Consider the following 13521-nt stretch of genomic DNA (forward strand, 5'->3'; position numbering starts at 1 on the left):
CTGTACTTTCACATATTACATCGCCAGCATCCACCAGCTCGGTTTGGGAAGGTAAATGACAAGGTAATTTTGCCAACGATTGCCTAATATGATCAGGACCCTCGGCAGCACCAACCCTGCCTTTATTCCTTTTGACGCCTTCATCACATTTAAAGCCAATCAGTCCAAAAGTTCGTGATGCATTGGAAGAGGTGGTTAATTCCGAAATGGGTGCCAAGCGCACTCTTTGGTGGTATCTGAAGCTGTCCAGGTCAGTTTGGGAATCAATTCTTCCATTCCAATATTTTAAAGTCGGGTGAGTATACATAATTTCTCCTTTATTTTAAAAATTCCGAAATATCTTTCTTAAAAATTATAATAGAGATAATGTATAATTACCAATACAAAAATTTAATATTTCTATAGAAGGTCAGCGTACATTTATGATATTGACAGATATATCTGTTGGAGAATATCTTCCTTGTATCCGTTTGACATTGCTGCTCAAGCCAGTAGATTTAGCAAGGGCGTATCGATTTGCCTATAAATAAAATCCACAAAAAGCCCAATTTCTCGGTGTTGTAAAGAGAGAAATTGGGCTTTGGCATCATATAAAAGCGACCTTTAACAGAAGGCCCGATCTCAAGTTGATCTTACTAAACTTTAGTATCAATTTTCAGTTACTGCCCCCTTATATGACCTAGTGACAGGGGGCTTTGCCAAAAACCGCAAAGCATCATGATTTCAATGATTCTCCTAATTCGAATGTTCTTCTTTATGATAGAAATGTAATGAATTATAGTATTTCTATATAACCTTCTGTTCCATTTACTCGAATACGTTGCCCATCTTTTATCAGCTTGGTGGCATTTACCACACCGACAACGGCAGGTAAGCCATATTCACGTGCGATGACTGCTCCATGGGTCATCAGCCCGCCAACTTCGGTGACGAGTCCTTTTATGGATACAAATAATGGTGTCCAGCTAGGATCGGTGAAGGTTGTAACCAGTATATCTCCATCTTCTAGATCTGCATCTTCCATGTTTAGGATGACGCGTGCTCTGCCCTCTATAATTCCGGAAGAAACCGGTAGACCTACAATAGCTTCGGCCATGAGATTGTCTCGTTTATACTCCCCTACAATGATTTCACCATCAGACGTGATAACACGTGGTGGAGTAAGTTTTTCATATAATCTGTACTCGTCTTTTCGTTTGCTGATCATCTGGTAATCTAGTTTATTGGTGCGTACGACTTCATGAAGTTCTTCAAAAGTGAGAAAATATATATCTTCTTTTTCATGAATAACGTTGGCTTGTACGAGTTGTTCGGCTTCCTTGAGTAAAGACTGCTTATAAACGAAGTAGCGGTTAACCATGCCGTATTTTGGATATTCCCGATAACCGATGAAATTCCGGATTAGACTGATCATTCGTTTTGTTTCTTTGGCTTTTTGTTCACCATCCGGTAATTGCTTCAATCGATCTAATATCTCTAGTTCTTTTTTCAAAGCTTCCTGTCGCCCTTGCTCAAATTTCAGATTGCTAGCATTAGGCTCAAAGTTTTTGATATTACTTAGAATCACGGGGACAAGTGTAGTTGGTTTTTCGCTCCAACGGGTTTTAGTAATATCGATTTCTCCAGCACATCGCATTCCGTATTTGCCGAGATAATCATAGATAGCATCCTGAGTTTCCTGACCACCATCAAACTTAACTAGTTCATCCATAAAATTATCATCTTTTACTTGTTGTAAATAATCAATTACTTTTGGATAAGGACGTATCACATCTGCGACATCCATTAGGGCCAGACCCATTTCTGAAGTTATATTGTTTGGTACAGATTGAGAAAGCGTGTCGGCTGCGTTTTTTTCACCTAACCACTTATTCATTTTTTCATTGATCCATGATGATGCATCTATAGCAGCCATAAACACAGCTGAACTTTGTGGGTCAAATAAAATCTTCTTTAATATCTGGATATCTTCCAGAATGAAATCAAATAACTCCGAACCTGATTTCGTTTGGATGTTTTGTTTTAATTCTTCTATCGATGTTTGACTACGTTTAATCAAATCAGAAACGATTGTCGGGTCGTTTTCAATTTGTGCCCTAGAATCCGCAGACGGCACACTTTTATTGCTTTTACCGGAACTCTGTTCTTGCTTATCATTTGGTACAGATTTTATGAAATCCCCTCGCTCTATTATGTTAATGAGTGCGTCTTTCATGAGCGGGTCGTGTTGTCCCATGGCCTCTACTAACATTTTTCTGCTTTCAGGTGAAGCCACCATATGTGTGACATCAACAAACAACCTTCCGCCAGCTATACGCATGGGTGCAGGAGTCGTTAACAGCCAAAAAGATAATCCCAATGGTTTCATGGCGTCAGTCATCATTTGTTGATGACCGACAGATACATAAACGTGATTCTCTTGATCATTCGCTTCTGGGATGGGGTATAAAGTAGTGATTGGACGGCTCTGGACAATATAAAATGTATCATCAACCAAACACCATTCGATATCTTGCGGACAGCCAAAATGCGCTTCAAGCTTTCTGCCGATCCTTTCAAGCCCCAACACTTGCTCATCTGACAGGGTCGATAAAACCTGCTGCCCCGGCTCAATTTCCTTTTCCACCGTTCCGCCTTCTTTTCGTGCATATATAGCCAACTTTTTGGCAGAAATCTTCTTCTCCACAATCCTACCTTCTTGCACTTTATAATTGTCCGCAGACACTAAGCCCGAGACAAGTGCCTCACCCAGCCCAAAGCTAGCATCGATCGAAAGCACCTTGCGGTTTGAGGAAACTGGATCAGCTGTAAATAGTATTCCGGAAGCTTGTGGAAAAATCATCCTTTGAATAACAACAGACAGATAAACCTTGCGATGGTCAAATCCGTTTTGCATTCGGTAAATCACAGCACGATCAGTAAATAGTGAAGCCCAGCACTTACTAATATGTTGTAAAATTGCATCTTTTCCTTTGATGTTTAGGTAGGTATCCTGTTGACCTGCAAAGGAGGCAAATGGAAGATCTTCGGCTGTAGCGCTAGAACGAACAGCATATGCATGCTCGAAGCCAAAAGTTAAGAGACATCGGTCGATATCTTCTTCGATCCCCTTGTCGATCTCGATTCCCTCAATCAGATCACGAATCTTCCTGCTAATTTCACTTATTCTTTTTCGTTCGTCCACTTTTTGTACTGCAAGCTGATCGAGTAATTGATGAAGCTCATCATTTTCCCCAATGACTCTTTTAAATGCCTCAGTAGTAACACAAAATCCTTCTGGTACAAGAATTCCATCAATCCTCGAGCATTCGCCCAAATTCATCCCTTTGCCACCGACCACCATTTGTTTCGTTTTATCGATCTCCCGAAACTCCAGTACATATGGTTTCATTTCTTTCCCTCCCATTTATCGCTTAATACCAAGACAATCATATGACAAAAATTGTTCATGTGATCAACCATTAACGCTGTCCGGTCCTTCTTGCTCCTACTGAAGTTCCATGTTCCTATCAAACACTCCTTTAAAAAAATAAAAATAAGGATTGACTGAGAAGGAAATTATGTTGTATAATTATAATAGGGTATAATTTATACAAAATACTAAATTGGTGTATCTATATAAATTTAACACAGTTTTTCATTTTTTTCAATGTATTTTCATGACCACAATTGTAGTAAATACAAAGTCAGAAAACCCCATTTTACAAGACAACTTACATAAATGATTTCCGAATATCCAATCATTTATTGCAGCTTAAGGGAAAATACGGATGTACAACCTTAATAAACTCCAATAGTAAAAATCCCGGTTTCTTAGTATTAAGAAATCGGGATTTTTTAGATACTCCATTAAAGCGTCCGAGCTTTATTGAGAATTTTTAAAATTTTCACCTTCCCAAATAATAGTAACGACTTTACAAAGAAGGATGTCTTCTGGTTTAGATTAATTGACAGTAAACATCCATGAAACACCAAATTTATCCTTCAACGAGCCGTGAAGTTTCGCAAAGAATGTTTCATGAAGATCCATATGTATAGATCCCTCTTCTTTTAATGTGTTCCATGCCTTTCTAGCTTGTTCCACCGAGTTCAGCTCCACACTTACAACCACTTTGTCACTATCATTCAATTCACGGTTTGAATCAGAACCCATTATAACTCCATCTTCTGTTAATCTTAATTGTGAGTAAAGAACAAGGTCTTTATCACTTTCTTCAACAGGAAAGTCTGGACTTGATGGGATCTCACTATATTTTTGCATAGCAATAAGTTCCCCGCCAAAAGCCTCGATATAAAATTTGAAAGCCTCTTCACATTCTCTGTTAAACATTAAATATGGTTTAATCATTTTCATTCTCCTTTGAATCAAGATTGGATTCCTTAATAATAACCGGTACCAAGATTATCATAGTTACTTCATATAAAAACTTCTGATCGTTCTTTTTTAATAAAACTTAAACCTATATCCATTATATACAAAAATAGCATTGTTATATTCTCGACGTACAGCATGGTAAACGGTTTCCAAAAATAGAACGTGATTTCATCAACAAAACTTATAATGATATCCACAATGCAGCACTATCCCGGAACAAGGATCAGCGCTCATTTTTTCATTTTAGGGGAAGGATATTTTTGGTACTGCCTCGGAGGACAACAATACATTTCTTCAATATTATTTGACGGGAATATTCCTGTTTGTTTATATCTCACCCAAAGGACTATCATTCTAATAAATCGTGGGGTAAAGATGAATACTAAATTATTAAGTGCTCTTGCAGAGCCAAACTCACCGTGGGAAAATATGCAGAACGACTTCAGATTCGGCATCCATTGGCATCCAAATATATAAGCGGGCTTCATAAATCAGGAGTAGTGKAATTTATACGGAAGCAATTCGTCGAATTTACAAGCTTCGTCCAGAGCCCTTTAGGATTAAACATTTGGTTTGGACAGTATTGTGAAATATGGGAAGAAAGACTCGACAGCTTGGAACATTAGCTGAAATAATTGGAGGAATAAAATGTTTCCAAAAATCGAAATCACCCGCAGTTTCAATGCTCCTCGCGAGCTTGTATTTAAGGCTTTTACCGAATCAGAACATCTGCAGAACTGGCGGGGCCTAAAAGGATGGGCTTTTGATATTTCTAAGTTTGAGCTTCGCCAGGAAGGTGTTTTCCATTACAGCCAGACATCTCCTGATGGTAATGTAATGTGGGTCAAATTTGTTTATCATGTAAATGCCCCAGATAAACTCGTTTACCCCTCTTTCTTTTCTGATGAAATGGGTAACATCGTACGTGCTCCTTTTAACGACAACTGGCCATTGGAAACTCTCAATACTTTTACATTCACCGAGCATGTAGGTAAAACAATACTTACGGTGATTGGGGCACCTGTATCCCCAACCGAGGAGGAAATGGTTCAGGAGGGCTTTTCAGGAACCTTCGTTCAACTGGCTGACTACCTCTCTACTATTTCATATGACTAAAAAACAACCCCAGACCTCTCTTTACATAGAGAACTCCGGGGTTGTCAAGTTTAGGTTCATTTAGTAATCAAGTTCCCGAGCGGACTTAGAAAAGCAATCAATTCGTGACACTGCCATCTTCGTCCGGATCCTCAATATCCGCCGGATCTTTTTCCAATAGTGCCTCTTTGTCTTTTTCGTTCCATTTTGTTTTATACCCTAATGATTTCGCTACTCCTAACACAGGTAGATACGATTTTTTATCTGGTTTAAATGTTTCTAAATCCCTTGTTTGGATTACACCCAAACCTAGTAGCAATTTATCTGAYTGGATATAGGGTTTTTCATCGATCAGTTTCATTTGATCAGCTGTATAAGGATAAWCGGCTCCATTCACTTTTAAGGTAAACGGTCCCTTTTTTTCTTCTTTTATTTCTTTCGGCATTTTCGATTTATGGGAAACATCATACACACCTTGAACAGTTCCTTCTCTCGTATTATCGGCTCCTCCATACATTTTTCCCTTTTCATAATCATAAATAACTGCTTGCACATTTCCGATATGTTGCGGTTTTTCTTCATAAACATGGCCTTTAGCCATTAACTCAAGCCTTGTATTTTGTTCAATTCCCGGTTCCCATCTTACTGTCGGATAACCAGCAGAATAAATACGTGGCGCATATATGGCATCTTGAATGGGCATTTTATGATCAAGCACGTTCATGATCGTTTCAGATACCGATGCGATTATCGTCGCTCCTCCTGGTGAACCAATGGCCATGAAGGGATTTCCATCTTTTAATACGAAGGTCGGGGACATACTGCTTCTTGGTCTTTTTCCTGGTTCCACCTGGTTAACTCCACCCGGTGTGGCATCAAAATCCGTCATTTCATTATTTAGCATGAACCCATAATCTGGTACCATGATACCAGATCCGAATACTTGCTCGATTGTAGTCGTATAAGCTACCATATTTCCCCACTTATCCATTACAGAAAAGTGAGTCGTTTGTCCGATTGGGGTTTTCTCTTCTTTTACCATCTTCATTGCAGTGGGTTCTTTGCCCTCATACTTCCATGGATCGCCCGCTTTGACATCAGCTGTTGATCTATTTGGATTGATGAGTTTTCTTCTTTCTTTAATATAATCTTCATCTAATAGTCCCTCTGTTGGTACATCATAAAAATCCTCATCCGCCATATAAGCAGCGCGATCGGCAAAAGCAAGATGCATGGCTTCGGTTAGGTGATGAAGATACTCAGGTGAGTTGGCCCCCATCTTTTGCACATCGTATCCTTCCATAAGCTCCAGGATTTGCAGAACAGTCAAACTGCCTGAGCTTGGTGAAGCTGCCCCTACCACTTCAAATCCCCTATATTCCGATTTAATCGGCTCTCTTTCCTTCACTTCATAGTTTTCCAAATCCTCAGTTGTCATCGTTCCTTCACGCTTTTGAACTTCTTCGGTAAGCGCTTCCCCGATTTCTCCTTTATAAAAAACGTCAGAACCTTGTTTTTTTATTAACTTAAGAGTCTTTGCCAGGTCTGGCTGAACGAGGGTGTCTCCCTCTCCCAACGGCTTTCCGTCTGGTACAAAAACTTTTGCAGCCGATTGGTTATTTTTAAGCTTTGTTACATTTTCATCGATATATTGTGCTGTTGCCCAATTGACTTTTACCCCTTCTTCAGCTTGTTTAATGGCCGGGCCTATGACTTGTGATAATTTCAATGTTCCATATTTCTCAAGAGAAGTCTCCACCCCCATAAGAGTCCCAGGAACTGCAACCGCTTTCCCGGATGTATGCCGCTTACTAAAAGGAATAGGTTTTCCCTTTTCATCTAAAAAATGTTTAGGCGTAACATTTTGAGGTGCCATTTCGCGATTTTCGATCATCGTTATTTTATTTTCCTTTTTATTATAAATCATGATAAAACCACCGCCGCCGATTCCAGACATCATTGGTTCAACCACATTTAACGATAATTGAATGGCTGCCGCTGCATCGACTGCATTTCCGCCTTGTTTTAGTATCTCTATACCCGCTTCAGCTGCTAACGGATGAGAAACTGATACGATTCCATTTGTAAAACCCTTTCCCATTGACCCATCCACTCCAGGAACACTTGCAAAAGCCGGTGTGATCATACAAAAGAAACTGAAAGTAACTAAAATAAAACTTTTTAAAAATTTCATGAATTAGTCTCCTTTCAAAATAAAACAAATTGGGTTTTATCATAAGGCAAGTGGATATACGAGCAGAATTCTCTTGTAGGAATATGCTGGTTGTCTCGATAAAAAACAGTCTGCACATTCCCATTTTCGTTGCATTCTCAAAGATGCTTCACTTCAAAAAATCACCCCCCCGAATGGTTAAGCTCTACCCTTTMCTTCCGGATTGATATTCGCAGGGTCAACTTTTCTCAATACTTTGGTTATTTTCCAAGATCTTGGAGCTGTCGTGATTGTCATTTTTCCAAAGATATTGTAAAGCCAGCAACACGATAAAAGCGGATATCCCAATGATGTCCGATACCGTTTCAGGGTAGATCAATAGTAAACCTACGATTACGGCGAGGACTCTTTCTAACCAGTTCATTCCCCTCATCCAGTAACCTATGACACCCGCCCCAATTGCAATCATGCCTGCCATTGCTGTAAGTACGACCCATGCAACCTCCATCCAAGTTGTATCGATCATTAGCATTTGCGGGGAGAGAACAAAAATATATGGAATGATGAATGCAGCGATGGCAAGTTTCGATGACTCAATCCCCGTTTTTATCGGCTCGCCTCCCGCTACCCCTGCCGCTGCAAATGCCGCTAAAGCAACTGGAGGAGTTATATCTGCTATAATGCCAAAATAGAAAACGAATAAATGTGCAGATAGATCGGGAACACCAAGCAAAATTATCGCAGGCGCTGCAATCGTCGATGTGATTACATAATTGGCGGTCGTAGGTGAACCCATTCCTAATATAAGTGCCGCTACCATAGTGAGCATCAGAGTTGGAATCAAATATCCACCAGCTAAATCGATCAAGCCATTAGCAAGCTTAAGTCCTAGCCCAGTTTTCGTGACGATACCGACAATAATGCCCGCTGCTGCGGTTGCAGCGGCCACTGCAAGAGCTGTTCGGGCCCCGTCCACCAATGCATAGATGATATCGATGAATTTCATGCGGACATCCTTGTTTATGAAACCTACAAGAACCGAGATGGCGATGGAATACAGTGCTGCATGTGTTACCGTGATATTCGCCATGAGCAAAATGATAATGGCAAGAATCGGTATTAGTAAATAAAACTTGCCGAACACTTCCTTTTTACTCGGCATCTCTTCTTGCGTTAACCCACGCAGCCCAAGTCTTTTCGCTTCAAAATGGGTCATGATCCAAATTCCTGAAAAATAAAGGATAGCTGGAATCGCAGCCGCCTTTGCTATATCCCAATACGTTATTCCATTCCCAATGAACTCAACCATTAAGAATGCCGCTGCCCCCATTACCGGAGGCATCAATTGACCGCCTGTCGAAGCAGCCGCCTCCACTGCCCCGGCAAATTCCTTCTTATATCCAAGATTTTTCATCATCGGTATCGTAAATGCTCCTGATGTGACAACATTAGCCACAGAGCTCCCGCTAATCGTTCCTTGAAGAGCACTTGAAAAAATCGCAACCTTTGCAGGTCCCCCTATCCGTCTGCCGGCAATTGCGGTAGAGAGATCATTAAAGTATTGACCGACGCCTGTTCGGACCAGAAAAGATCCAAACAGTAGAAATAGGAAGATGAATGTCGATGACACCGCTAGCGGAGTACCTAAAATTCCCTCTGTCGAGAAGAACATCGTTTGCACCAGTCGCTCCAGGGTCAAACCGCGATGAGCAAGGAATCCTGGCATATACGGTCCAAAAACCCCATAGAAAATGAATAATAAAGCAATGACCATGATAGGAAGGCCAACTGCACGCCTGGTCGCTTCCAAAACCAGCAGAATGGCCATTAAACCGACTGCAAAATCCAATACACCCAAACGTCCTACATTCATGACGATATCTTCGAAAAATAAGGGCCAATATGCACCTACCCCAATACTAAGGATCGCTAATATGATATCGTACCAGGCAATTTGAAATTTTCCTTTTTGACCCTTCTTTCGGTTTGCAGGAAATAGTAAAAATACTAAGKAGAGTGCAAACCCTAAATGTATCGTCCGTTGGATTTGTGCTGTAAAAACGCCAAAAATGGCTGTATATAATTGGAATAACGAAAAAGCTAAAAGTCCAAAAAATGCAATGTGGCCCAAGACACCTGTTAATTTTCTAGTTCCGGCCTCTGGGTCATATTTTTCCAATAATTCCTGTTGTTCTGCTTCGGTTAAATATTTCATTTTTTCATTATCAGCCACTAATCTTCACTCCCTTCAACTGTTCCCATAATGAAATTCTTTCCGAAGAAATTCTCACCCATGTCCCTGGTTTAATGAAGTCTGCCAATGTGTATGTTTTTTCATCATATATTAATCGATGGTTGGCTTTAACTTGTCCTACCCGTAAATCTATATAGGTGAAAGTGCGTTGCATATTTTTTATGAAGTAGGTACCGTCTTTTTCTTCGAATACTTCCTCACCCTCTGCATTGGAAGGCATACCGACCGCAAAATCATCATAGGCAAGTTCGGTTTGTTCGATTTGCTTATCCGATAACCGATATGATTCCAAAACATCCGTGAGGTGGATGGAGTGTGTATACTTAATCTTGAATTCCTTTTCTTTTTCCAAAGGAAAGTATGCGACTAATTCCCCTTGGTCCTCGTATGAAAAGGCTATTACATGCTTATAAGGAAAAAAGAATAAAAAAGCGATGAGCAGAGGTGTACCAAAAGCCATGAATCTCTTGAATTTCATAGACACCCCTTTCATAACCAGTTTCACATTCAGAAAAAACGAAGCCGATAGGCCACATAAAGCGAGCTACCGACCCAATTGCATTACTTGGAAACACCTTTTTCTTTAAAGTATTTTGCTGCTCCAGGATGAACTTCCATTTCCCCTAATCCTTCAAGTGCAGTCTTTGCTGTAATGAACTTGCCTTTTGCATGTGTGATTTGATCAGTGTTGTCATAAACTGCTTTAGTCATTTCATAAACTAAATCTTCATCAAGATCCTTAGTGACCACTAACATCGCTTTAACAGCAACTGTTTTTACCTCGGATTTGATTTTGTACGTACCACTAGGAATTGTATCTTCAGCATAGTATGGGTACTTTTTAACCAATGCTTGAATTTTGTCATCTGCAATAGGCAGAACCAAAATATCATTTTGGACGGATAGCGCTTCAACTGCACCAGTAGGCGTGCCTGCCGTGATGAAAGCTGCGTCAATATTGCCTGCTTGGATTCCTTCCGCCGACTCATCGAAAGATAGATTCTGCCCTTTAATATCCTTTTCAGACAACCCATGAATCTCCAGGATTTGCATGGCATTGATGTAAGCACCAGAACCCGGTGCGCCTACTGATACCTTTTTACCTTTTAAATCCTCGATTGATTTAATTCCGCTTTTTGCAGTCGTTACAATTTGAACAGTTTCAGGATATAAAGAGCTGATCGCCATAATATTGTCAATGGGTTTCCCGTCGAACATTTCTGTTCCTTCAAGTGCATATGCCGCGATATCCGTTTGCGAAAAAGCGATTTCAGCCTCTCCAGCCCTTAACGTTTCCATATTTTCGGCGGAGGCGCCAGATGTCTGAGGTGTTATGTTCGCTTTTGTTTTATCGGAAATGATTTTTCCAATTTGTCCTCCAAGCGGATAATATGTACCACCCGTTCCACCAGTCAACAGACTCAAGTTTTGGCTACCGCTGCCTGAAGCACCTTCATTGCTGTCTTTACAAGCTGTGATAATACCGGTGACCGTCAAAATCATGACCAATAAAAAGCACCTATGAAATCTTTTCATAAAATTCCCCCCTCATATGTTTTCTTCATCCGCAGGAGATGATAGTGTTATTATTCTACCGACCGCCTCACTTTCCCTTTTTTTACAAAATCAGACATATAATCAAAAAGGACTAGTAATTGATTTAAATTTTTTTAAAGAAATCAGAATAACAAACACAAATATGTATAAACACCTATTAAAAACAAGGAAAATCCGCTATCCAATAGTAATATTCTACCTTTTATTACCTATTCTTCCTTTCTTTAAGGATAATATTGACTCTTCCATTTTAGAAATATATTATTGTTATAAACTTATAAGTCTATATTATAAAATGATCTTCTAACCTTAAATTTTATATCCAGCTTTTTTTTGCGAGGGAATATTAGGGATTCCCCCTTTCTTTAGCCTTGTTACTCAAATCCAATTGAAGTGGGTGATTGTTTGAATTACCTATCCCTCCGCTATTTCATAGAGGTTTCTAACCATCTTAGTTTCAGTGAGGCTTCCAAAACCCTGCATATATCCCAGCCCGGACTTAGCCAACAGATTTTATCCCTCGAAAAACAATTAGGCTTTAAATTATTGAATCGAACGACAAGAAAAATTACATTGACGGAAGAAGGAGAATACATCTATAAAAAGCTTGCGCCTTCCTTTGAAGATATCGAGAAAACAGTGAATTACATAGTTGAAAACAAAACCATCCCCAAACCTAAACTGAAGATTGCTACCGTACCCTCTGCAGCTAGTATATATATCCCAAAATTATTGAAAAAGATCGTGGAGCAATACCCGGAAACAGAGTTTTACGTGCATGAAACAACATCTTCAAGAGCAGTAAAACTCGTAAACCAACAAAATTATCACATCGGTTTCATCCGAACGCCCATTCACAGTGACATCATCGCCAATGAAGGATTAAGTATGATTGAATTCATGAGGTTCCCTTTACAATTAGTCGTCTCCATGGATCATCCACTAGCCCAAAAAGAGGCCATACATTTATACGAAGCAAAAGACGAACCTTTTATCCATTATGATGCCGTTCAAGCGCATTCCCTTCAATTCCTTTTGGAAAAGGCTTGTCTGACGGCTGGATTTTCACCTAAAGAATTATGTAAAGGCTCTGAATTACTGACGATTGCCAATCTAATATCCAATAACTTAGGCGTAGCCCTCATGCCGGAAGATATGGTGAGTTTGTTGGGAAAAAGCCAAGTAAAAGCCTTGAACATCGATAACTCGGAATTAACCAGTTCGATATCGGCAGTATGGAAAAACACGGATACCTCCATTCTGACTAAGCATATTTTGAATACGTTAAAAAACGATCACGCTTTTAGCGATATTTGAGATTCTTGGTTGGAAAAAGCTACGAAACGACTGGAGTGAAAAGGGTCAATTATAATAAGAACTATACTAATCGGTATTAAAAAAGCCTCATTTCTCTTGTGACACTGAGAAATGAGGCTATTAATATTGGATAATCCCACCTCTTAAACTACTTATTGGCGATGGGACCCCTTCGATAACTTATTAATACCTTAAATTAGCAAACTCTCCTTATTGGTAGTGACTACTTATATCCATGCATAGCATGCTTTGACCTAAGAAAATATAAATACTCCATTCCCTCAGCGGTAATCTTAGTGCCGGCCCTTCCTCTGCCTTTGAYGACAAACCCTTCGATTTCTAAAATATCCAAACGGCGACGAATCTGCTGAGGGGACAAGACAAAGTCCGATTCTTTACTTTGACTGGAAATCAGTTCTCTGCTTGCCGCTTTTCCTTTATCGTTGTATTGCTTAATTACTTCCAAGATGAAAGCGCGCTCCTGATTTTCCAACACACTTTCACAGACGGGATAATCAGCCGTCACACTTTCTTCCTTATTCCCGTGCATGAACGGAAGGTCACTTTTCGTCACGACATTCCCCTCACAAACCGTCAACATGTAATCGATTGTACTTTTAAGTTCCCGTATGTTGCCGGGCCATTCATATTGCATGAAATAATCCAGTACGTCTTCCTCTACTTTTACCCACTTCCCGCTTTTTGTGATGAGGTGCTTTATCAAAAGTGGAATATCCGCTCTTCTCTCTT

Annotated in this window: 9 protein-coding genes and 1 pseudogene; 2 read left to right on the plus strand and 8 right to left on the minus strand. The window is 39.9% G+C overall.

From position 1 onward, the window contains the following. The 3 genes and pseudogenes from AC1DVB_RS21165 to AC1DVB_RS21175 form a co-directional block, all read right to left on the minus strand. Positions 1-307 (minus strand): annotated as a pseudogene (locus tag AC1DVB_RS21165) (formimidoylglutamase); the annotation flags it as partial. 468 nt (positions 308-775) lie between these two features. Further along, entirely contained in the window at positions 776-3391 is a 2616-nt protein-coding gene (ppsA, locus tag AC1DVB_RS21170) for a phosphoenolpyruvate synthase (protein WP_063576420.1), read from the minus strand. Positions 3392-3943: 552 nt separating this feature from the next. Next, positions 3944-4348, minus strand: a complete 405-nt coding sequence (locus AC1DVB_RS21175) for a VOC family protein (protein ID WP_057275944.1) — start codon at positions 4346-4348, stop codon at positions 3944-3946. A gap of 675 nt (positions 4349-5023) precedes the next feature. Between AC1DVB_RS21175 and AC1DVB_RS21180 the strand changes: the two genes are divergently transcribed. Further along, positions 5024-5491: an SRPBCC domain-containing protein gene (locus AC1DVB_RS21180; RefSeq protein WP_477590806.1), complete on the plus strand. Its 468-nt coding sequence runs from the start codon at positions 5024-5026 to the stop codon at positions 5489-5491. A 97-nt stretch (positions 5492-5588) separates the two neighbouring features. Here the strand turns inward: AC1DVB_RS21180 and ggt are convergent, their stop codons facing one another. From ggt to AC1DVB_RS21200, 4 genes are all read right to left on the minus strand, one after another. Then, on the minus strand, positions 5589-7664 hold the full coding sequence (ggt, locus tag AC1DVB_RS21185; protein WP_477590808.1) for a gamma-glutamyltransferase: 2076 nt from the start codon (positions 7662-7664) through the stop codon (positions 5589-5591). 217 nt (positions 7665-7881) lie between these two features. Next, positions 7882-9858 (minus strand): TRAP transporter permease, encoded by a 1977-nt coding sequence (locus tag AC1DVB_RS21190; protein WP_477590815.1) that lies wholly within the window; start codon positions 9856-9858, stop codon positions 7882-7884. A gap of 10 nt (positions 9859-9868) precedes the next feature. Continuing rightward, entirely contained in the window at positions 9869-10375 is a 507-nt protein-coding gene (locus AC1DVB_RS21195; protein ID WP_222619738.1) for a DUF1850 domain-containing protein, read from the minus strand. A gap of 83 nt (positions 10376-10458) precedes the next feature. Continuing rightward, complete coding sequence (locus AC1DVB_RS21200) at positions 10459-11433, minus strand: TAXI family TRAP transporter solute-binding subunit (protein ID WP_098186698.1); 975 nt, start codon at positions 11431-11433, stop codon at positions 10459-10461. A 426-nt stretch (positions 11434-11859) separates the two neighbouring features. Here AC1DVB_RS21200 and AC1DVB_RS21205 point away from each other — a divergent pair, with 426 nt between their 5' ends. Next, positions 11860-12771: a LysR family transcriptional regulator gene (locus AC1DVB_RS21205; RefSeq protein WP_477590811.1), complete on the plus strand. Its 912-nt coding sequence runs from the start codon at positions 11860-11862 to the stop codon at positions 12769-12771. 223 nt (positions 12772-12994) lie between these two features. Here AC1DVB_RS21205 and AC1DVB_RS21210 read toward each other — a convergent pair. Next, a partial coding sequence (locus AC1DVB_RS21210; RefSeq protein ID WP_477590813.1) for an AAA-type ATPase lid domain-containing protein occupies positions 12995-13521 on the minus strand: 527 nt, incomplete at its 5' end.

The sequence above is a fragment of the Peribacillus sp. P4_D6 genome (genome assembly GCF_056401795.1).